The organism is Metapseudomonas otitidis, assembly GCF_011397855.1.
Taxonomy (GTDB): domain Bacteria; phylum Pseudomonadota; class Gammaproteobacteria; order Pseudomonadales; family Pseudomonadaceae; genus Metapseudomonas; species Metapseudomonas otitidis.
Genome location: NZ_AP022642.1, coordinates 5,651,964 through 5,672,979, shown reverse-complemented (window position 1 = coordinate 5,672,979; position 21,016 = coordinate 5,651,964). Strand labels below are relative to the sequence as shown.

Sequence of the window (21,016 nt, the reverse complement as noted above, 5' to 3'; positions counted from 1 at the left end):
GCTGGCGCGGCCTTGGCTATCGGCGAAGTACGAGATACAGACCACTGGCCAGCATCAGCCAGGCCGGCCAGGCGGCGAGGTGCTGCTCCAGGCCGGTACTGGCCGCGCCCACCAGCAGGGCGGCGCCGATCAGGCGCGGGGCGAGGCCGTCGCTGGCACGGCGCCAGGGCGGTGGCGGGTCGCTGGCATGGGGCTGGCTCATGCGCTCCAGCAGGTCGCGGGTCATGCCGGCCAGGTGCGGCACCTGCTCGACCTGGGCCTGCAGGTTGGACAGCAGGCTCTTGGGGCTGACGCGCTCGCGCATCCAGCGCTCCAGGTAGGGCTGGGCGGTGCTCCAGAGGTCGAGGTCGGGGTAGAGCTGGCGGCCGAGGCCTTCGATGTTGAGCAGGGTCTTCTGCAGCAATACCAGTTGCGGCTGCACTTCCATGTTGAAGCGGCGTGCGGTCTGGAACAGGCGCAGCAGCAGCTGGCCGAAGGAGATGTCCTTCAGCGGCTTCTCGAAGATGGGTTCGCAGACGGTGCGGATGGCCGCTTCGAAGTCGTTCACCCGGGTTTCCGCCGGGACCCAGCCGGAGTCGATGTGCAGCTGGGCGACGCGGCGGTAGTCACGCTTGAAGAAGGCGATGAGGTTGCGCGCGAGGTAGTCCTGGTCCTCGGGGGTGAGGCTGCCGATGATGCCGCAGTCGATGGCGATGTACTGCGGGTTCCAGGGCTGGCGGGTGCTGACGAAGATGTTGCCGGGGTGCATGTCGGCGTGGAAGAAGCTGTCGCGGAACACCTGGGTGAAGAAGATCTCCACGCCGCGTTCGGCCAGCAGCTTGAGGTCGGTGCGCTGGTCGGCAAGGGTGGCCAGGTCGGTGACCGGGACGCCGTAGATGCGCTCCATCACCAGCACCTTGGGGCGGCACCAGTCCCAGTAGACCTGGGGCACGTAGAGCAGCGGCGAGCCCTCGAAGTTGCGCCGCAGCTGGCTTGCGTTGGCCGCCTCGCGCAGCAGGTCGAGCTCGTCGTAGATGGTCTTCTCGTAGTCGCTGACCACTTCCACCGGGCGCAGGCGGCGGGCGTCGCTGGAGAGGCGCTCGGCCAGGCGGGCGATGAGGAACAGCCAGGCGAGGTCCTGGCGGATCACCGGCTTGAGGCCCGGGCGCACCACCTTGACCACCACGTCTTCGCCGCTCTTCAGGCGTGCGGCGTGGACCTGGGCCACGGAGGCGGAGGCCAGCGGGGCGACGTCGAAGCGGGTGAAGACGTCGCTGATGCGGGCGCCGAGCTGCTCTTCGATCAGGCGCACGGCCTGCTCGGGGTCGAAGGGGGGGACCTGGTCCTGCAGGCGTGCCAGCTCATCGGCGATGTCCGGCGGCAGCAGGTCACGGCGGGTGGAGAGCAGTTGGCCGAACTTGATGAAGATCGGCCCGAGGCCTTCGAGGGCCAGGCGCAGGCGCTCGCCACGGGTCAGCTGCAGGTCGCGCCGGGGGAACCAGCGCCAGGGCAGCAGGCAGCCGAGCATGCGCAGCCACCAGGGCAGCGGGAGGTCGAATATCAGGTCGTCGAGGCGGTAGCGGATGACCACGCTCTGGATGCGCAACAGGCGGCGGACGGCGAGCAGCTTCATGCGTCTGGGGGACTTTTCCGGGTCAGGCGACCGATGCGGGCTTCGAGACGGTCGAGATCGATCTTGAGACGGTCCAGTTCGGCGAAGCGGGCTTCCGCTTCACGCTGGCCCACCAGGGTGCGGGATTCCTCGGCGAGGTAGTCGGCGAGGTTCTGGCGCAGGCTGTCCAGGCTCTGCCCGGCCCAGCCGGCGCGGCTGCGCAGGTGGCCGGCGAGCAGTTGGGTGCCCACCGGGCCGAGCCAGCGGGAGACTTCGTATTCCCAGTCCAGCTCCAGGTCCTGCAGCACCGCGGCCAGTTCCATGAGCGCGGCGCTGTCGCCTTCCAGTTCCACCTCGGGGCGGTGCAGGACGGCGGTCTTCTCCTTGCTCAGGGCCAGGCGCAGCAGGCTCGCGGCGGGGGCGCGCAGGGTGCAGTCGGCCGGTGCGGCCCAGTGGGCGGCGAGGACCAGGCCGTCGCCACCGGGCAGCAGGTAGAGCTCCAGCGCGGGGGCCTGGCAGTCGATGCGGATCACCTTGCCTTCCAGGCGGGACAGCCGGGGCAGGGCGGTGGCGTCGAGGCGCAGGACCCGGTTGAGGCCGTGTTCGGCGCCGGCCAGCAGGGCCTGGGTGAGCATCAGGGCTTGATGCCGCGATGCAGGGCGACGATGCCGCCGGTCATGTTGTGGAAGGTGGTCCGTTCGAACCCGGCTTCCACCATCATGGCCTTGAGGGTTTCCTGGTCGGGGTGCATGCGGATCGATTCGGCCAGGTAGCGGTAGCTCTCGGCGTCGTTGGTGATCAGCTTGCCCATCAGCGGCAGCAGGGTGAAGGAGTAGGCGTCGTAGGCCTTGCTCAGCAGGTTGCTGGTGGGCTTGGAGAACTCCAGCACCAGCAGGCGGCCACCGGGCTTGAGCACGCGCAGCATGGAACGCAGGGCGGCGTCCTTGTGGGTGACGTTGCGCAGGCCGAAGGCGATGGTGACGACGTCGAAGTGGTTGTCGGGGAAGGGCAGCTTCTCGGCATCGGCCTGGACGAAGCTGACGTTGCCGGCGACGCCGCTGTCCAGCAGCTTGTCGCGACCGACCTGGAGCATGGAGGCATTGATGTCGGCGAGGACCACTTCACCGGTGGGGCCGACCAGGCGGGAGAACTGGCGGGTGAGGTCGCCGGTGCCGCCGGCGATGTCCAGCACGCGGTTGCCCGGGCGCACGCCGGACAGTTCGATGGTGAAGCGCTTCCACAGCCGGTGGACGCCGCCGGACATCAGGTCGTTCATCAGGTCGTACTTGGCGGCCACCGAGTGGAACACTTCGGCGACCTTGGCGGCCTTCTGGCTCTCCGGCACGTTCTGGTAGCCGAAGTGGGTGGTGGGTTCGGCATCGTGGCCTTTGCGCGGTTCGTTCATGTCGCTGCCCCGGAATAGAATTGGCGGCCATTCTAGGCTTGTCGGCCTGGTTTGTCTTGGGCTGCGCCCGGCGCCTGGAGTGGCCTGCTATAGTCGCGCGACCTTAAGTCGCAGTCCGGAGACACCCATGGCACGCATCCACGTCGAACGTTCCCACCAGCTCGGAAAAGCCGCCGTGCGGGAGAAGGCCGAGCAGCTCGCCGAGCGCCTGGCGCGCGAGTACGACGTGCGTTACCAGTGGCGCGGCGACACCCTGGAATTCAGCCGCAGCGGGGCTGACGGGCGCATCGAGGTGAGCGACGACAGGGTCAATGTCGAGGTGAAGCTGGGTCTGCTGCTGTCGGCCATGGGCGGCAGCGTGAAGCGCGAGATCGAGAAGGCCCTGGACGAATACCTGGCCTGACGGCCGCCGCACCCGTCCTGCGGCTAGTATGCGGTTTCTAATTTTCCTGGCTAACGTGCACCCCAAGCCCCGATTCCGGGCGAGTCCCCCACAATCCGCGTGAGGTGCACCATGGCCAAGGCAGCCACCGCCAAGAAGAAAGTCGAAGTAGAGAAGACCCCCGTTCTTTCCGACGTACGCCTCTATGCCAGGAAGATCTGGCTGGCAGGCCTGGGCGCCTACGCCAAGGCTGGCCAGGAAGGCGTCGACTACCTGCGTGAGCTGGTCAAGGCCGGCGAAGGCGTCGAGAAGCGCGGCCGCAAGAGCGTCGATGCCGGTGTCGAGGCGGCCAACAGCCAGCTCGATTCGGTCAAGGGCAGCGTGCTCGAGAGCGTGGCGGGCGTGAAGGAAAAGGTCGAGGTCCAGATCGACCGCATCGAGAAAGCATTCGACAACCGCGTAGCAGTGGCACTCAATCGCCTCGGGATTCCCTCCCGCCAGGACGTTGAGGCACTCTCTGCTAAGCTCGATGAGTTGAGCGCATTGCTCGAACACGTCGCGCGAACCAAATAAGGAGAGCAGGATGGCTGGTAAGAAGAAAACCGCAAAAGAAACCAACTCCTGGATCGGCGAGATCGAGAAATACTCGCGCCAGATCTGGTTGGCGGGCCTCGGGGCCTATTCCAAGATCAGCAACGACGGCACCAAGCTGTTCGATACCCTGGTCAAGGATGGCGAGAAGGCCGAGAAGCAGGCCAAGACCGAAGTCGACAAGCAGGTCGATGCCGTCAAGTCCCGTGTCGGTTCGCGCGTGGATTCGGCCAAGTCCCGGGTCGATGAAGTGAAGGACAAGGCGCTCGGCAAGTGGAGCGAGCTGGAAGAGGCCTTCGACAAGCGCCTGAACAGCGCCATCTCCCGCCTGGGCGTGCCCAGCCGCAACGAGGTGAAGGAGCTGCACGGCAAGGTCGAGGCACTGACCAAGCAGATCGAGAAGCTGACCGGTGTATCCGCCAAGGCGGTCAAGCCGGCAGCCAAGCCCGCCGCCAAGGCAGCCCCGGCGAAGGCCGCTGCAGCCAAGCCGGCCGCTAAGCCTGCTGCCAAACCGGCGGCCAAGCCTGCCGCCAAGGCTGCTCCGGCGAAAGCCGCCGCTGCCAAGCCGGCCACCAAGCCCGCGGCTGCCAAACCGGCTGCTGCGAAGCCCGCTGCCAAACCGGCCGCCAAGGCTGCCGCTGCAAAACCTGCAGCCAAGCCTGCCGCTGCCAAGCCGGCTGCGAAGAAGGCTCCGGCCAAGAAGCCGGCTCCGGCGAAAGCGGCGGCTCCGGCCCCGGCAGCTGCGCCCACTGCTCCGGCAGCACCGGCTCCGGCTGCTGCGGATGCGCCGAGTGCGGCAACGCCCCAGGCCTGATCACCCCAGGTCACTTGAACGCCCGGCCCATGCCGGGCGTTCTCGTTTCAGGCTTCCAGGTAGCGACGGGCGAGGCCTTCGACTGCCATCCGCGCCTCCGGGCGCAGGTGGGGCGCCACCAGCATCATGATCTGGAAGACCACCAGCTGGCTCTCGCCGGCGCCGTTGCCGAGGATGCGCTGGTAGTCCAGCGAGAACAGCAGGGTGAGGGTGATCTGCTCCACCAGTTGGCCCAGTGCAGGAGTGTCGCTCACCAGCTGGTCGTCCGCCTTCAGGCGGGCCAGCAGGGCGGCCAGGGTGCGCTTGAGGGCGTTCAGCCAGTGGCGCATGCCGCGTGCGAGCCGGGGCAGGCGCCCGGCCAGGTTGGACAGGTCCTGGAAGAGGAAGCGGTAGCGCGCCACCCGCTCGACGATCAGGTGCAGGAACAGCCAGTACTCCTCCACGTCCAGCCGGGCGCCATCGGGTGGGTCGAGCAGGGGCTCGGTCTCGGCCTGGAATCGCTCCAGCAGCGCCATCACCAGCGGCTCCTTGCCGTGGAAGTGGTAGTAGAGGTTGCCGGGGCTGATGCCCAGCTCGGTGGCGATCTCCAGGGTGGTGACGTTGGGTTCGCCCTCCTGGTTGAACAGCGCCAGGGCGCATTCGAGTATGCGGTCGCGGGTCTTCATCCTGCCTTCTTGTTCTGTTCTGCCGGACCCGCCCACCGGGCCCGGCGACTTCCTGTTCAGCGTACGTGTACGTAGGTGCCGGGCGAGGCCTCCATCGGCGGGTAGTCCGGGTTGCCCAGCGCCACCTGGGTTTCCCGCTGCTCGCCCGAGCGCGCCTGGATCCACTCCAGCCATTTCGGCCACCAACTGCCGGCGACGCTCTCCGCGTCGTAGTACCAAGCGCGGTGGTCGGAGCTGAGGGTGGGGTTCTCCAGGTGGGTGGCCTTGGGGTTGCCGGGCGGGTTGAGGATGCTCTGGATGTGGCCGCTGTTGGAGAGCACGAAGCGGCTCTCGCCCCCCAGCAGCAGGGCGGAACGGTAGACCGACTCCCAGGGCGTGATGTGGTCGTTGATGCCGGCCACGCTGAAGCTGTCGACGGTGACCTTCTTCAGGTCGATCGGCGTGCCGCACACTTCCAGTGCGCCGGGGCGGGTCAGCGGGTTGTGCTTGAACAGGTCGAGCATGTCGCCGTGCATGGCGGCCGGCAGCCGGGTGTTGTCGTTGTTCCAGTAGAGGATGTCGAAGGCCGGTGGCTGGCGGCCCAGCAGGTAGTTGTTGATGAAGTAGTTCCACACCAGGTCGTTGGGACGCATCCAGGCGAAGATCTTCGACATGTCGCGGCCATCCAGCACGCCGGCCTGGTAGGAGCGGCGCTTGGCGGCTTCGAGGGTCTGTTCGTCGGCGAACAGCGCGGCCGGTGTTTCCACCTGGGAGTCCAGCAGGCTGACCAGGTAGGTGGCGCTGCTGACCTTGCGCAACTGCCGCTTGGCCTGCAGGTGGCCTTGCAGGGCGGCGATGGTCAGGCCGCCGGCGCAGGCGCCGACCAGGTTGAGGTCCTTGCTGCCGGTGATGGCGCGGCACACATCGGTGGCTTCCTCCAGGGCCTGCACGTAGCTGGACAGGCCCCACTCGCGGTGACGCGCGTCGGGGTTGCGCCAGCTGATGGCAAACACCTGCAGGCCGTTCTTCAGGGCGTACTGGACGAAGCTCTTCTCCGGCGTCAGGTCGAAGATGTAGAACTTGTTGATCTGCGGGGGAACGATCACCAGGGGCTTGAGGTACTGCTTCTCGCTCATGGGCTTGTACTGGATCAGCTCCAGCATCTCGTTGCGGAACACCACCGAGCCCGGTGTGGTGGCCAGGTTCCGCCCGACTTCGAAGGCGTGCTTGCTGACCTGGCTGGGCATTGCGTTGTTGTGCAGCAGGTCGTCGAACAGGTGGCGCGCACCGTTGATCAGGCTGAGGCCGCCGGTGTTGAACAGCTCCTTGACCGCCAGTGGGTTGAGCAGGCTGTTGGACGGGGCCACGGCATCGCTGAGCAGCGACAGCACGAAGCGTGCGCGGGTGCGGTCGTCCGGGGACAGCTCGCTGTCGTCGATCCACTCCATCAGGTGCTGCTGCCAGGCCAGGTAGGCCTGGAGCCCGCGCCGGTAGAAGGGGTTGAGCCGCCAGGACGGGTCGGCGAAGCGCGCATCCTGCGGGTTGGGGGTGTAGGGCGTGTCTCCCAGCAGCACACGGCCGAGCTTGCCGCCCAGCTTGAGCAGGTGGCGGGCGCTGTGCACCGGGCGCTTGGCGCTGTGCACGGCCAGGGTGCGGACGGTCGAGGCCAGGTCCTTGCCTCGGAGGCCGACAATGGCGCTCTGCACGTTCATGAAGTTAGCGGGGACCGGCAAGGCGCCCGAGTCCTTTTTCTCTCGCATGGGGGCAACACTCCGTAATCAGTCCATCGTCATGGAGGGTCAGCAAGGCTCGTACCACGAGCACGACAGGTGCATTCCAGACCAGTTCCCGGGAAATTCAAGTCCGGGCGGGCTGCACCGTGCCGGCGCTCAGGTAGGGAAGGGCCCCATCCTGGGGCGCGATTTGGCTCAGGGGGTGCGGGGCAGCAGCGGCTTGGGGTGCATGACTGCCCGCCGCCGCTCCTGGGCGAGGAACTTCATGATGATCGGCGCGACTGTTTCAGCGCGTGTCACCAGGAACAGGTGGCCGTCGTCGATCACGTGCAGCTCCGCATTGGGGATGCGCCAGGCCAGCAGGCGCATGTTCACCAGCGGGATGATCGGGTCGTCATCGCCGGCCAGCACCAGGGTCGGCTGGCGGATGCGGTGCAGCCAGTGGATGCTGGTCCAGCCGAGGCCGGCGAACAGTTGCCAGTAGTAGCCCAGCTTGCCGGAGGAGCGCACCTTGCTCGCGTGGGCCATGGCCAGGCCGGGGTCGCGGCGGAAGGCGCCGCCGTAGATGTCCGGGGCGATGTGCACGCCGTAGGACGGCTGGATGTAGCGCCGCGGGCTGGCCATGCGCATCAGCACTTTGGGCTTGCCGGGCACCATCACCGCGCCGGCGGAGGTGGCGGCGAGGATCAGCTTCTTGCAGCGCTCGGGGTAGTCGTGGGCGAACTGCTGGGCGAGCGCACCCCCCCAGGAGACGCCGATGGCGTTGACCTGGCCGTAGTCGAGGTAGTCCAGCATCCGCGCGGCGAGCTTCGCCAGGCCGGGGAAGCGGTAGGGCGTGCTGGGGGTGGAGGAACCGCCGACGCCGGGGACGTCGAAGGCGATCACTTCCTGGTCCGGGTCCAGCGCCTGGACGAAGGGGAAGACCAGCTCGAGGTTGGCGCCGATGCCGTTGAAGATCAGCAGCGGCGTCAGGTGTTCGCCGCCCGGACGTACCGCAGTGCGGATGGTCTGGCCGTCGAGGTCGATGGTGCGGAAGACGAAAGGTTGCGGCATGCGCGAGCCCCTATGGGTGGATACGGCGGGCGGCGCCGGCTGGGGCTCCGCCTGGACTGCCGGGGATGAGCCGGCTCAGGCCGCCGCCCATTCGGGCGGCGAACCGGTTCGGCACGTCCGGGTGCCGGGGCGACGATGCGCGCGAGGCGCGATCAGCGCTCGTGGACATAGGTTCCCGGGGACGCCTCGCCGGCCGGGTAGGCCTTGTTGCCGAGGGTCAGCGTGGCTTTCTTCAGCTTGCCCGAGCGCTCGGCCAGCCAGGCCTGCCAGTGCAGCCACCAGGAGTCGGCGTGCTTGGTGGCGTTCTCCTGCCAGGCCTTCGGGTCGGCGGGCATGTCGCTGCCGGTGGAGAAGCGCGCCTTGGGGTTGCCGGGCGGGTTGAGAATGCTCTGGATGTGGCCGCTGTTGGACAGTACGAACTCGCACTTGCCTCCCAGCAGGCGGGCCGAGCGGTAGCAGGCTTCCCAGGGGGTGATGTGGTCGGTGGTGCCGGCCACGCAGAAGAAGTCGCAGGTGACTTTCTTCAGGTCGATCGGGGTGCCGCAGACTTCCAGCGCGTCGGGTCGGGTCAGCGGGTTGGTCTTGAACATCTCCACCAGCTCGCCGTGGAAGGCAGCGGGCAGGCGCGTGGTGTCGTTGTTCCAGTAGAGGATGTCGAACACCGGCGGCTCGTTGCCCAGCAGGTAGTTGTTCACCCAGTAGTTCCAGATCAGGTCGTTGGGCCGCATCCAGGCGAACACCTTGGCCATGTCCTTGCCTTCGAGCACGCCCGACTGGTACGAGCGGCGCTTGGCGGCTTCGAGGGTCTGCTCGTCGGCGAACAGCGCGACCTGGGTGTCGAGGTTGAAGTCCAGCACGCTCACCAACTGGGTGAAGGCGTGCACCTTCTCCTCGCCGATGGCCTGGTAGTGGCCCAGCAGGGCGACGGTGGTGATGCCGCCGGAGCAGGCGCCGAGCATGTTGAGGTCCTTGGCGCCGGTGATCTTCAGCACCACCTCGATGGTTTCCTTGAGGGCCTCGATGTAGGTCGACAGGCCCCATTCGCGCTGGGCCTTGGTGGGGTTGCGCCAGCTGACGATGAAGGTCTGGATGCCGTTGCGCAGATTGAAGCGCGCCAGGCTCTTCTCCGGGGAAAGGTCGAAGACGTAGAACTTGTTGATCTGCGGCGGCACCACCAGCAGCGGGCGTTCATGCACCTGCTCGGTGATGGGCTTGTACTGGATCAGCTCCAGCACGTCGTTGCGGAACACCACGGCGCCTTCGGTGGTGGCGAGGTTCTTGCCGACCTCGAAGGCGTCCATGTTCACCTGGCTCGGCATGCCGCCGTTGTTGACCAGGTCCTTGGCCAGGTGGGAAAGGCCGTCGAGCAGGCTCTTGCCGCCGGTCTCGAAGAAGCGCTTGACCGCCGCCGGGTTGGCCATGGTGTTGGTGGGGGCCATGGCCTCGGTCATCAGGTTGATCACGAAGTGGCCGCGGCTGGTATCGGACTCGGACAGGTTGCTGTGCTCGATCCACTGATGCAGTTCCTTGCGCCAGGCGAGGTAGGTCTGCAGGTAGCGGCGATAGAGCGGGTTCTGGCTCCAGGCCGGGTCGTTGAAGCGGCGATCGTCCGCTTCGGGGTGCAGGTCGGAGGATCCGAGCAGCACGTTCTTCAGTTCGACGCCGAAACGGGCGACATGCTTGGCACTGTGGAAGGGCTGCTTGACGGCCTGCAGCATGACCATGCGTGCGGAGGTCAGCAGGTCCTTTCCGCGGATGCCGATCACCGGGTTCAGGCCCAGGGTGTTCTCCGAGGCTTGTCGCTGCAGGTCTTCGTTGTTCTTGTTGCTCATCTACGACGCTCCATTGTCCTGAGACGGATACCGGCGAACTGCTGTACGGGACAGTTAAGCGTGGCCTGGTACTGCTCGGGTTACCGGGGGTGCGAAGAGAACTTCGCCTGTTTCTGTGAACCTTTGGTTGCCAAATGCATGGAACCTGCCAGTTCTGGTTACCCGAGTTTAGGTGAATGCGCAAGCTGGCCCGGGGGCTGGCGTGCGTCGAAGAGTATGGCGGCGGGATCTAGAAAATGCGCTCTAACCGCGTGCGCCCTGGCCAGGATGGGGCCAGGGCCTGCACCGCTTCAGAGCATGAGGCGGACGACGCTTTCGTCGGGGTCGCGGGAGCGCCCGGCGGCCTGGAGCTGCGCCAGGTAGTCCTTCCAGAGTTCGTCCTGGCGGGTGGCGAGTTCATAGAGGTAGTCCCAGGTGAACAGGCCGCTGTCGTGGCCGTCGTCGAAGGTCAGTTTCAGGGCGTAGTTGCCGGCGGGTTCGACCTTCACCAGGGCGACGTTCTGCTTGCCGTATTGCAGCACCGGCTGGCCGTGACCCTGTACCTCGGCGGAGGGGGAATGCACGCGGAGGAATTCGGCGGGCAGGCTGTGGCGTTCAGTGCCGTAGCTGAGCACCAGGGTGCGGGATGCCTTGTGCAGTGCGATGGCGGTGGGGATGCGCATGGGCGGGGCTCCGGACCGGGGCGGCCAGCCGGGCGGGATGCCGCGGCTGGCACGCGAGTGTGTCGCACAGCTTAGAGGATGTAGCGCGACAGGTCTTCGTCCTGGGCCAGCTCGCCCAGGTGGCCGTTGACGTAGGCGGCGTCGATGCGGATCGGGGCCTCCTCGTGCTGGGCCGCGAGGTCGCCGGCGCTGAAGGAGACTTCCTCCAGCAGGCGCTCCAGCAGCGTGTGCAGGCGACGGGCCCCGATGTTCTCGGTCTTCTCGTTGACCTGCCAGGCGATCTCGGCCAGGCGCTTGATGCCCTCGGGGGCGAACTCGACGTTCAGGCCCTCGGTCTTCAGCAATGCGGTGTACTGCTCGGTGAGGGAGGCATGGGGTTCGGTGAGGATGCGCTCGAAGTCCTCCGGGGAGAGGGCCTTGAGTTCCACGCGGATCGGCAGGCGGCCCTGCAGCTCGGGCACCAGGTCACTGGGCTTGGCCAGGTGGAAGGCGCCGGAGGCGATGAACAGGATGTGGTCGGTCTTGACCATGCCGAGCTTGGTGTTGACGGTGCAGCCTTCGATCAGTGGCAGCAGGTCACGCTGCACGCCCTCGCGGGAGACGTCGGCACCACCGACGTTGGCGCGCTTGGCGACCTTGTCGATCTCGTCGATGAAGACGATGCCGTTCTGCTCCACGGCTTCCAGGGCGCGGGCCTTGAGTTCTTCCTCGTTGACCAGGCGCGCGGCCTCCTCGTCACGGACCATCTTCAGCGCGTCCTTGACCTTGAGCTTGCGGCTCTTGCGCTTGCCCTTGCCCATGTTGGAGAACAGGTTCTGCAACTGGCTGGTCATCTCCTCCATGCCGGGCGGGGCCATGATCTCGACGCCGGCCGGGTTCTCGGCCACTTCGATGTCGATTTCCTTGTCGTCCAGCTGGCCTTCGCGCAGGCGCTTGCGGAACAGCTGGCGGGTGTTGGTGTCCTCGCGCTGCGGCTCGTCGCCGAAGCCGCTGCGCGCCGGCGGCAGCAGGGCGTCGAGGATGCGCTCCTCGGCGGCGTCTTCGGCGCGGTGGCGGACCTTGTGGATCTCCTGTTCGCGCATCATCTTCACGGCGGCATCGGCCAGGTCGCGGATGATCGACTCGACGTCGCGGCCGACGTAGCCCACTTCGGTGAACTTGGTGGCTTCGACCTTGATGAACGGGGCGTTGGCCAGCTTGGCCAGGCGGCGGGCGATCTCGGTCTTGCCGACGCCGGTGGGGCCGATCATCAGGATGTTCTTCGGCGTTACCTCGGCCCGCAGTTCGGCGGGCAGCTGCATGCGCCGCCAGCGGTTGCGCAGGGCGATGGCGACGGCGCGCTTGGCGTCTTCCTGGCCAACGATGTGGCGGTTGAGTTCGTGGACGATCTCGCGGGGGGTCATGGACATGGATGTCGCTCCGGGGCTGGACAGGGCGCTCATTCGGCGCTGTCCAGCTCCTCGATGGTCAGGTTCTGGTTGGTGAACACGCAGATGGAGCCGGCGATGTTCAGGGCGGTCTCGGCGATTTCCCGCGCGGAGAGGTCGGTGCGCTGCAGCAGGGCGGTGGCCGCGGCCTGGGCGAAACCGCCGCCGGAGCCCATGGCGATCAGGCCGTGCTCGGGTTCGACCACGTCACCATTGCCGGTGATGATCAGCGAGGCGTCCTTGTTGGCCACGGCCAACATGGCTTCCAGGCGGCTCAGGGAGCGGTCGGTACGCCAGTCCTTGGCCAGTTCGACGGCTGCCCGCACGAGGTGGCCCTGGTGTTTCTCCAGTTGGCCTTCGAAGCGCTCGAACAGGGTGAAGGCATCGGCGGTGGCGCCGGCGAAGCCGGCCAGCACCTGGCCGTGATACAGCCGGCGCACCTTCTTGGCGTTGCCTTTCATGACGGTGTTGCCGAGGGAAACCTGGCCGTCGCCGCCCATGACGACTTTGCCGTTGCGGCGGACTGAAACGATGGTGGTCAAGGGAGGAGTCTCCACGCAGCGGGGCGAAAATGCCCGAATGGAAACCCAGATGGGGGAGCCCGCGCGGCTTTTCAACCGCGCGGGGGTGATTCGTCGATCAGCGTGCCTGCCGCTGTTGCAACAGGAGATTACCGAAGCCGCTGCCGGCCAGCTGTTTCTGCGCGGTGGCGAGCTGCTCGCGGCTGGCGAAGGGGCCGACCAGCACGCGGTACCAGGTTTCCTCGCGCACGGTGCCGGACTCCACCTGGACGTTCTGGCCCAGCAGGATGATCTGGGCGCGGACGCGGTCGGCGTCTTCCTTCTTGCGGAAGGAGCCGGCCTGGAGGAAGAACTGGGTGGTGGTCGGCGCCTTGGCCACGGTGGGCGGAGGCGGCGGTACCTGGCCGGCGAGGGCGGCTTCGGCCCGTGCCTTGTCGATCTTCGCGGCTTCTTCCGGGGTCACCGGCTGCTGGGGCGTCGGCGGGGTGGCCGGCGTCTCCTTGGGCAGGGCGTCCGGCGGCACGATGACCTCGGACTCCGGCAGCAGCGTGTAGAAGTCGTACTTCGGCTTGGCCGGCTCGCTCTCCGCCGGGGGCTGCGCGGGCTGGGCCTGGCCCTGGGGCTTGGGCTTGCCGCCGGCGGCCTGCTGCTGTTGCTCGGGCTTGGCGCGGCGGATGTCGTCGCGGCCGGGCTCGAGCTTCATCAGCATGACCACGAAGCCGCCGATGACCAGGCCGATGGCCAGCCAGACCCAGCCAGGCACCGGTTTCTTCGCCGGTGCCTGGTAGCGGCTGGCTCCGCGTTTGGGGGCTGCTTTCTTCTTCGCCATGGGTCCGTTACATGCGTTCCAGGGTGTTCAGGCCGAGGAGTTCCAGGCCTTGCTTGAGGGTGCGACCGGTGAGGGCGGCGAGGCGCAGGCGGCTCTGCTGGGTGGCTTCGTCCTCGGCGGCGAGGATCGGGCAGTTCTCGTAGAAGCTGGAGAACAGGCCGGCCAGGTCGTAGAGGTAGGTGCAGAGGATGTGCGGAACGCCCTTGGCGGCAACGTTGTTGAGGATGTCGGCGAACTGCGCCAGTTTGGCGGCCAGGGCCTGCTCCTGCTCGGCGGCGAGGATGATCTGCCCGCCGATCTCGTCGACGCCCTTGCCCAGCTTGCGGAACACGCTGGCGGTGCGGGTGTAGGCGTAGAGCAGGTAGGGCGCGGTGTTGCCTTCGAAGCTCAGCATCTGCTCGAAGTTGAAGCTGTAGTCGCTGGTGCGGTGCTTGGAGAGGTCGGCGTACTTGACGGCGCCGATGCCGACGGCGCGGGCGATCTGGCGCAGTTCGGCCTCGTCCAGCTCCGGGTTCTTCTCCTTGACCAGGGCATAGGCGCGCTCTTCGGCCTCGTTGAGCAGGTCGATCAGCTTGATGGTGCCGCCGTCGCGGGTCTTGAAGGGCTTGCCGTCGGCGCCGTTCATGGTGCCGAAGCCCATGTGCTCCATCTCGAAGTCGGGGCGTACGAAGCCGGCCAGTCGCGCGGCGGCGAAGACCATCTGGAAGTGCAGGGCCTGGCGCTGGTCGACGAAGTAGAGGGCGCGGTCGGCCTTGAGCACGCCGCTGCGGTAGCGGGTGGCGGCGAGGTCGGTAGTGGCGTAGAGGTAGCCACCGCCGGCCTTCTGCACGATCAGCGGCAGCGGGTCGCCTTCGGCGTTCTTGAACTCGTCCATGAACACGCACAGCGCGCCGTCGCTTTCGGTGAGCAGTCCCTTGGCGCGCAGGTCGGCGACCACGTTGGGCAGGTCGTCGTTGTAGGCGCTCTCGCCCTTCACATCGGCCATGGTCAGCTTCACGCCCAGGCGGTCGTAGACGGCCTGGCAGTGGCTGAGTGAGATGTCGTTGAAGCGGTTCCACAGGCGCAGGCACTCGGCATCGCCGGCCTGCAGCTTGACCACCAGTTCGCGGGCGCGGTCGGCGAATTCGCTGGATTCGTCGAAGCGCTTCTTGGCGGCGCGGTAGAAGCCTTCCAGGTCCGACAGCTCGGCGTCGCTGTCCACCGGCTGCTCCTGCATGTAGGCCAGCAGCATGCCGAACTGGGTGCCCCAGTCGCCCACGTGGTTCTGGCGGATCACCTCGTCGCCGAGGAACTCCAGCACGCGGGCCACGCCGTCACCGATGATGGTGGAGCGCAGGTGACCGACGTGCATCTCCTTGGCCAGGTTGGGGGCGGAGAGGTCGACCACCACGCGCTGGGCCGGGCCGGCCTTGCGCACGCCGAGGTGGGCGTCAGCCAGGGCGGCGTCCAGGCGCTGGGCCAGGGCCTGGGTGTTCTGGAAGAAGTTGAGGAAGCCGGGGCCGGCGATCTCCACTTTGCTCACCTGGTCATCCTGGGGCAGGGCGGCGATCAGCTTCTCGGCCAGGTCGCGCGGCTTCAGGCCGGCGGGCTTGGCCAGCATCATGGCGATGTTGCTGGCGAAGTCGCCGTGGGTCTTGTCCTTGGTGTTTTCCACCTGGATGGTGGGGGTCAGGCCTTCGGGCAGTACGCCTTCGCTGGCGAGACGGTTCAGGGCGTGCTGGATCAGCTGGCGAATGGTGTCTTTCATGTTCTGCTCTCGGCCGGAAGTCGGCGGCGCCGTGGCGCTGGTTGAAAACCGCGCATTATCGGCGTGCAGTGCCCGCCGCTTCAAGCGCCAGGCGCCGAGGGGCGCCTGTGACGGTGGGTCGCGTCAGAACAGGTCGATCGGGTCGACATCCAGGGACCAGCGTACGGCCCGGCCGCCGGGGAGCTGTTCCAGGGCCTGGGACCAGGGCGTGAGCAGGCGGTGCAGGGTGGCGCGGCTGTTGGCCTGGAGCAGCAGCTGGGCGCGGTGCTTGCCGGCGCGGCGCTCCATGGGTGCGGGGACGGGGCCGAGCAGCTCGACACCGCTGAGGTGCAGCTCGGCCAGCTGCTGTTCGGCTTCGGCACAGGCGCTGTCGAGGAAGGCTTCGGCCTGCCCGGGCTTGTGCGCTTCGGCCCGCAGCAGGGCCAGGTGGGCGAAGGGCGGCAGGCCGGCGGCGCGGCGCTCGGAGAGGGCCTGCTCGGCGAAGGCGAAGTAGCCCTCTTCGGTGAGCTGCACCAGCAGCGGGTGGTCGGCCAGGTGGGTCTGGATGATCACCCGGCCCGGTTCCTCCGCGCGGCCGGCGCGACCGGCCACCTGAACGATGAGCTGGGCCATGCGCTCGCTGGCGCGGAAGTCGGCGGAGAACAGGCCGCCATCGGCGTCAAGGATCGCCACCAGGGTGACCCGGGGGAAGTGGTGACCCTTGGCGAGCATCTGGGTGCCCACGAGGATGCAGGGCTCGCCCTTGTTGATGGTGCCGAACAGCTGGGCCATCGCATCCTTGCGCGAGGTGCTGTCGCGGTCGATGCGCAGCACGGGGAACTGCGGGAAGAGGATGCCGAGGCGTTCTTCGGCGCGTTCGGTGCCGGCGCCGATGGGGCGCAGGTCGACCTTGCCGCAGTCGGGGCAGTTGTCCGGGCGGCGCTGGACATGGCCGCAGTGGTGGCAGCGCAGCTCGTTGTGGCGCTGGTGCAGGGTCATGCGGGCGTCGCAGCGGGTGCACTGGCTGATCCAGCCGCAGTCGTGGCACAGCAGGGTGGGTGAGAAGCCTCGGCGGTTGAGGAAGACCAGCACCTGCTGGCCGGCCTCCAGGGTCTGCTGGATGGCCTGTTGCAATGGGCCGGAGATGCCGCTGTCGAGCGGGCGGCTCTTCACGTCTAGGCGCAGGAAGCGCGGCTGCCGGGCGCCGCCTGCGCGCTGGGTCAGCCGCAGCAGGCCGTAGCGGCCGGCGTAGGCGTTCTGCAGGCTTTCCAGCGAGGGGGTGGCGGAGCCCAGCAGGATCGGCACGTTCTCCTGGCGGGCGCGGACGATGGCCAGGTCGCGGGCGTGGTAGCGCAGGCCTTCCTGCTGTTTATAGGAAGCGTCGTGTTCTTCGTCGACGATGATCAGCCCCGGGTTCTTCATGGGGGTGAACAGGGCCGAGCGGGTGCCGATGATGATGTCGGCCTCGCCATCGCGGGCGGCGAGCCAGGCGTCCAGGCGTTCGCGGTCGTTGACGGCGGAGTGCAGCAGGGCGACGCGGGCGTTGAAGCGCCGGGAGAAGCGTTCGAGGGTCTGCGGGCCGAGGTTGATCTCGGGGATCAGCACCAGGGCCTGCTTGCCGGCCTGCAGGGTCTCGCGGATCAGTTGCAGGTAGACCTCGGTCTTGCCGCTGCCGGTGACGCCGGCGAGCAGGAAGGCGTTGAACTGGCCGAAGGAGGACTGCACCGCGTCGAAGGCGGCCCGCTGCTCGCCGTTGAGTGGCAGTTCGGCCTGGGCCAGCCAGTGTTCGTGGCGTGGCGCGGGGGCATGGCGGCGGGTCTCCACGCGCGCCAGTCCCTTTTCCAGCAGCAGGTCGAGGCTGTCCTTGTTCAGCTGCAGCTGTGCGAGCAGCTGGTGGGCGACGCCATGGGGGTGCTGGGCGAGGATGGCCAGGGCCTGGCGCTGGCGTGGTGCGCGGGCCAGGCGCGGGTCGTCGGCGCGGGCGCCTTCGCAGGCGTGCCAGAAGCGCTCCTGGCGGGCTTCGGCCGGTTCGCCCTGGCGCAGCAGCACGGGGAGTGCCCAGCTGAGGGTGTCGCCGAGGCTGTGCTGGTAGTACTGGGCCGTCCACAGGCAGAGCTGGAACAGCGGCGCCGGCAATGGCGGCTGGCGGTCCAGCAGGGCGAGCGCGGGGCGGAGCTTGTCCTCCGGGACTTCACTGCGGTCGGTGACTTCCACCAGCACGCCGATGACTTCGCGACGGCCGAACGGCACCCGCACGCGTATACCGGGCTGCAAGGCGGCCGGGGCCACGCCGGCAGGGGCGCGGTAGTCGAACAGGCGGCGCAGGGGCGAGGGCAGGGCGAGTCGCAGGATGGGGCTGGGCACGGGGAACTCCGGTGGGGGCCCGGGGATGCTAGGGGGATGCCGTTCCCGTCGCAAGCGGCGGGATGGGTGCCGTGCGTCGCTCGGCGCAGGCTGCGCTTGCGCGTCGGGGAAGGTCTGGTATCATCTCGCGCCTGTTTCCGTGCGGTACTCGACATAGGGTCGGGTGGCGGCACGCCAGACCTGAGGATCAAGCCATGAAACCGGAAATCCATCCCGAATACGTAGCGATCGAAGCTACCTGCAGCTGCGGTAACGTCATCAAGACCCGCTCCACCCTGGGCAAGAACATCAGCCTCGACGTGTGCTCCGAGTGCCACCCGTTCTACACCGGTAAGCAGAAGGTCCTGGACACCGGCGGCCGTATCGATCGCTTCAAGCAGCGCTTCGGCGTGTTCGGCGCCAAATAAGGCCCGTTCGCCGGGAGGCTCGCAACGAGCTCCCAGCTGCACGAAAAGGCGCCCCGAGGGGCGCCTTTTTCATGCCCGTCTTCCGGGCATTGACGCTGTACCGCCGGGCGGCGTAGAACCGCGGCTCCTGGCACGGTGGACCTCAACGAGGTGGCGATGCCCTTTCTTCCCTGGCTGCTGCTGGTCGTGTGCATGGCACTGGCGAGCGGATGCGCGGTGAACCCGGCCACGGGGCGGGACGACTTCGTGCTGATGGACGAGGCGGCCGAGCAGGAGCTTGGCATCCGCTACAACCAGGACGTGCAACAACGCTACCCCCGCTACCCGGATGCGCAGCTCCAGGCCTATGTCCAGCAGGTCGGGGAGCGGGTGGCCCGGCACAGCCATCGTCCTGACCTGGCCTTCATCTTCACGGTGATCGATTCGCCGGATCTCAACGCCTTTGCCCTGCCGGGCGGCTACATCTATGTGCACCGGGGGCTTTTGGCCTACCTGGGGTCGGAGGCGGAGCTGGCGGCGGTGCTGGCCCATGAGATCGGCCACGTCACGGCGCGCCATGGTGCGCGACAGCGGAGTCAGTCCCAGGCCTGGGGTGCAATCGGCCAGGTGGCGGCGCTGGGCACCGGGGTGGGGGCCGTGGCGGATGCGACGCAACTCCTGGGCGGGGCGCTGGTGCGTGGCTACGGCCGGGAGATGGAGTTGCAGGCCGACGAGTTGGCGCTGCAGTACCTCGCGCGCAGTGGCTATGACCCGCAGGCGCTGGTGAGGGTCATCGAGGTGCTCCAGGCCCAGGATGCTTTCCTCCGCTCGGAGCGTGCTGATCCCGGTCGACAGGCTGGCGGCTACCACGGGCTGTTCGATTCGCATCCGGCCCACGAGGCGCGCCTGCGCCAATTGATGAGTCGAGAAACGGGCTCGGGGGTCTGGAATCGCGATGCCTACTTCCAGGCGCTGGATGGGTTGGTCATCGGTGGGCCGGTGGGGCAGGGCGTGCTGCGTGGTCGGCATCTCTCGCACGGGCCGCTGGGGGTGGCGCTCGACTATCCGCCGGGGTGGCGAGTGGTCAGCGAGCCGGATTCCGTGACGGCCTACTCGCCAGATGGGGTCGTCTACCTCGGGTTGCGTTCGGAACCTGTCGAGCCAGGGCTATCGCCGATGGCATTCCTCGGTGCTCGCGTGGGGGATCGGCATCTACTGGAGGCGCGCACCCTGGACTGCGCCGCCTTGCCCGGGGCGACGGCCTGGATCGCCGGCCCGCCGGCCCGACGCGTGGCGGTGGCTTTCGGAGACGCGCGCGCGTATCTCTTCGTCGCCGGGGCCGAGAAGGACGCGGCCCTGCGGGATGCCGATGCACAGGTGTTGGCCACCGTTCTTAGTCTCCGTGGAGTGACGGAGCAGGATGCGTCCCTCGCCGAACCGGTACGGATTCGTACGGTTAAGGTGGGGAAGGGGCAGCATCTGACAGATTTCATTTCCGTCGGAAACGCTGCGGTTTCCACCCATGACCTGGAAAATAGGATACGATTGCTCAACAATCTGTATCCAATCGGTGATGTGCAACCTGGGGATTGGCTGAAAGTCGTACGTTAGAGGGGTTGACGAGCCGTGACTGCCTAGTCTTGTAGGCCCCTTGCTTCTTGCGTATGCTCGCCCGTCCGTCTGTCATAACAGTAAAAGCGGAATGCCAACATGTCTGATCTGAAAACTGCCGCTCTCGAATACCATGCCCAACCCCGCCCCGGGAAACTGAGCGTCGAGCTGACCAAGCCCACCGCCACCGCCCGCGACCTCTCGCTGGCCTACAGCCCGGGCGTCGCCGAGCCGGTGCGCGAGATCGCCCGTGATCCCGAGCTGGCCTACAAGTACACCGGCAAGGGCAACCTGGTGGCAGTGATTTCCGACGGCACCGCCATCCTCGGCCTCGGCAACCTTGGCCCGCTGGCCTCCAAGCCGGTCATGGAAGGCAAGGGTGTTCTGTTCAAGCGCTTCGCCGGTGTCGACGTGTTCGACATCGAGGTGGACGCCGAGAGCCCCCAGGCCTTCATCGACACCGTCAAGCGCATCTCCATCACCTTCGGCGGCATCAACCTCGAAGACATCAAGGCGCCCGAGTGCTTCGAGATCGAGCGCACCCTGATCGAACAATGCGACATCCCGGTCTTCCACGATGACCAGCACGGTACCGCCATCGTCACGGCCGCCGGCATGCTCAATGCCCTGGAAATCGCCGGCAAGACTCTGCCGGAAGCCCAGATCGTCTGCCTGGGGGCCGGTGCTGCCGCCATCTCCTGCATGAAGCTGCTGGTGAGCATGGGTGCCAAGGTCGAGAACATCTACATGGTCGACCGCAAGGGCGTGATCCACTCCGGCCGCGATGACCTGAACCAGTACAAGGCGGTCTTCGCCCACGAGACCCCCAAGCGCACCCTGTCCGATGCCCTGGAAGGTGCGGACGTGTTCGTCGGTCTCTCCGGCGCCAACCTGCTGAGCGCGGAAGACCTCAAGCGCATGGCGGCCAACCCGATCGTCTTCGCCTGCTCCAACCCGGATCCGGAAATCCAGCCGGAACTGGCCCATGCGACTCGCAGCGACGTGATCATGGCCACTGGCCGTTCGGACTACCCGAACCAGGTGAACAACGTGCTGGGCTTCCCCTTCATCTTCCGCGGTGCGCTGGATGTTCGTGCCACCCGTATCAACGAAGAAATGAAGATCGCAGCAGCGCTGGCGCTGCGTGACCTGGCCAAGCAGCCGGTGCCCAAGGATGTCTGCGATGCCTACGGCGTAGCTTCCCTGGAGTTCGGCCGTGAGTACATCATTCCGAAGCCGATGGACAAGCGCCTGATCACCGTGGTTTCCAACGCGGTTGCCAAGGCGGCCATCGAGTCCGGCGTAGCAACCCTGCCTTATCCGAAGCACTACCCGCTGAAATCGGTGGATGATGTGTTTCAGGGCTGATCGCCGCTGATGTGAAGAACCCGCCTGCTGGCGGGTTTTTCATGTCTGGTGGATGTGTTCGGCTGGAAAGGAAGAGC

Annotated in this window: 19 protein-coding genes; 6 read left to right on the top strand and 13 right to left on the bottom strand. The window is 67.2% G+C overall.

Annotated elements, in window-relative coordinates; translation table 11 throughout:
- Positions 1-16: 16 nt before the first annotated feature.
- Genes ubiB through ubiE form a run of 3 tightly spaced genes read right to left on the bottom strand, consistent with a single transcriptional unit; the run spans position 17 to position 2,996 of the window.
- Positions 17-1,612 (bottom strand): ubiquinone biosynthesis regulatory protein kinase UbiB, encoded by a 1,596-nt coding sequence (gene ubiB / locus PotMrB4_RS26240; RefSeq protein WP_044406669.1) that lies wholly within the window; start codon positions 1,610-1,612, stop codon positions 17-19.
- Positions 1,609-2,226, bottom strand: a complete 618-nt coding sequence (locus tag PotMrB4_RS26235; RefSeq protein WP_044406672.1) for a ubiquinone biosynthesis accessory factor UbiJ — start codon at positions 2,224-2,226, stop codon at positions 1,609-1,611. The genes ubiB and PotMrB4_RS26235 overlap by 4 nt, the downstream gene beginning before the upstream one ends.
- Complete coding sequence (gene ubiE / locus PotMrB4_RS26230; protein ID WP_044406675.1) at positions 2,226-2,996, bottom strand: bifunctional demethylmenaquinone methyltransferase/2-methoxy-6-polyprenyl-1,4-benzoquinol methylase UbiE; 771 nt, start codon at positions 2,994-2,996, stop codon at positions 2,226-2,228. The genes PotMrB4_RS26235 and ubiE overlap by 1 nt, the downstream gene beginning before the upstream one ends.
- Positions 2,997-3,123: 127 nt before the next feature.
- On the opposite strand from ubiE, the gene PotMrB4_RS26225 reads away from it, so the two are divergent.
- From PotMrB4_RS26225 to PotMrB4_RS26215, 3 genes are all read left to right on the top strand, one after another.
- Positions 3,124-3,399: a polyhydroxyalkanoic acid system family protein gene (locus PotMrB4_RS26225; protein ID WP_044406678.1), complete on the top strand. Its 276-nt coding sequence runs from the start codon at positions 3,124-3,126 to the stop codon at positions 3,397-3,399.
- 111 nt (positions 3,400-3,510) lie between these two features.
- A complete protein-coding gene (locus PotMrB4_RS26220) occupies positions 3,511-3,951 on the top strand; it encodes a phasin family protein (protein ID WP_044406681.1) in 441 nt (146 codons plus the stop codon).
- Between the two features lie 10 nt (positions 3,952-3,961).
- Positions 3,962-4,783 carry a phasin family protein gene (locus tag PotMrB4_RS26215; RefSeq protein ID WP_172434855.1) on the top strand — a complete coding sequence of 274 codons (822 nt, stop codon included), beginning with the start codon at positions 3,962-3,964 and terminating at the stop codon, positions 4,781-4,783.
- Positions 4,784-4,830: 47 nt separating this feature from the next.
- On the opposite strand, the gene PotMrB4_RS26210 is transcribed toward PotMrB4_RS26215, so the two are convergent.
- The 10 genes from PotMrB4_RS26210 to PotMrB4_RS26165 all read right to left on the bottom strand — a co-directional run bounded on the left by PotMrB4_RS26210 (position 4,831) and on the right by PotMrB4_RS26165 (position 17,574).
- Positions 4,831-5,448, bottom strand: coding sequence for a TetR/AcrR family transcriptional regulator (locus PotMrB4_RS26210; RefSeq protein ID WP_044406688.1), 618 nt, complete (start codon positions 5,446-5,448; stop codon positions 4,831-4,833).
- 56 nt (positions 5,449-5,504) lie between these two features.
- Positions 5,505-7,187: a class II poly(R)-hydroxyalkanoic acid synthase gene (gene phaC, locus PotMrB4_RS26205; protein WP_044406691.1), complete on the bottom strand. Its 1,683-nt coding sequence runs from the start codon at positions 7,185-7,187 to the stop codon at positions 5,505-5,507.
- Positions 7,188-7,355: 168 nt separating this feature from the next.
- Positions 7,356-8,213 (bottom strand): poly(3-hydroxyalkanoate) depolymerase, encoded by an 858-nt coding sequence (gene phaZ, locus PotMrB4_RS26200; RefSeq protein ID WP_044406694.1) that lies wholly within the window; start codon positions 8,211-8,213, stop codon positions 7,356-7,358.
- Between the two features lie 152 nt (positions 8,214-8,365).
- Complete coding sequence (gene phaC, locus PotMrB4_RS26195; protein ID WP_172434854.1) at positions 8,366-10,045, bottom strand: class II poly(R)-hydroxyalkanoic acid synthase; 1,680 nt, start codon at positions 10,043-10,045, stop codon at positions 8,366-8,368.
- 290 nt (positions 10,046-10,335) lie between these two features.
- Positions 10,336-10,707: a gamma-butyrobetaine hydroxylase-like domain-containing protein gene (locus tag PotMrB4_RS26190; protein WP_074973668.1), complete on the bottom strand. Its 372-nt coding sequence runs from the start codon at positions 10,705-10,707 to the stop codon at positions 10,336-10,338.
- Between the two features lie 71 nt (positions 10,708-10,778).
- Positions 10,779-12,116 (bottom strand): ATP-dependent protease ATPase subunit HslU, encoded by a 1,338-nt coding sequence (hslU, locus tag PotMrB4_RS26185; protein ID WP_044406700.1) that lies wholly within the window; start codon positions 12,114-12,116, stop codon positions 10,779-10,781.
- 29 nt (positions 12,117-12,145) lie between these two features.
- Positions 12,146-12,676: an ATP-dependent protease subunit HslV gene (hslV, locus tag PotMrB4_RS26180; RefSeq protein WP_044406703.1), complete on the bottom strand. Its 531-nt coding sequence runs from the start codon at positions 12,674-12,676 to the stop codon at positions 12,146-12,148.
- A gap of 97 nt (positions 12,677-12,773) precedes the next feature.
- Complete coding sequence (locus PotMrB4_RS26175) at positions 12,774-13,484, bottom strand: SPOR domain-containing protein (RefSeq protein WP_044406706.1); 711 nt, start codon at positions 13,482-13,484, stop codon at positions 12,774-12,776.
- A 7-nt stretch (positions 13,485-13,491) separates the two neighbouring features.
- Positions 13,492-15,231, bottom strand: coding sequence for an arginine--tRNA ligase (gene argS / locus PotMrB4_RS26170; RefSeq protein ID WP_142013718.1), 1,740 nt, complete (start codon positions 15,229-15,231; stop codon positions 13,492-13,494).
- Positions 15,232-15,354: 123 nt separating this feature from the next.
- Positions 15,355-17,574, bottom strand: a complete 2,220-nt coding sequence (locus PotMrB4_RS26165; RefSeq protein WP_142013721.1) for a primosomal protein N' — start codon at positions 17,572-17,574, stop codon at positions 15,355-15,357.
- Between the two features lie 194 nt (positions 17,575-17,768).
- Between PotMrB4_RS26165 and rpmE the strand changes: the two genes are divergently transcribed.
- The 3 genes from rpmE to PotMrB4_RS26150 all read left to right on the top strand — a co-directional run bounded on the left by rpmE (position 17,769) and on the right by PotMrB4_RS26150 (position 20,939).
- Complete coding sequence (rpmE, locus tag PotMrB4_RS26160; protein WP_003453200.1) at positions 17,769-17,981, top strand: 50S ribosomal protein L31; 213 nt, start codon at positions 17,769-17,771, stop codon at positions 17,979-17,981.
- Positions 17,982-18,137: 156 nt separating this feature from the next.
- Positions 18,138-19,571 carry a M48 family metalloprotease gene (locus tag PotMrB4_RS26155; protein WP_172434853.1) on the top strand — a complete coding sequence of 478 codons (1,434 nt, stop codon included), beginning with the start codon at positions 18,138-18,140 and terminating at the stop codon, positions 19,569-19,571.
- A 99-nt stretch (positions 19,572-19,670) separates the two neighbouring features.
- On the top strand, positions 19,671-20,939 hold the full coding sequence (locus PotMrB4_RS26150; RefSeq protein ID WP_172434852.1) for a malic enzyme-like NAD(P)-binding protein: 1,269 nt from the start codon (positions 19,671-19,673) through the stop codon (positions 20,937-20,939).
- Positions 20,940-21,016: the final 77 nt, after the last annotated feature.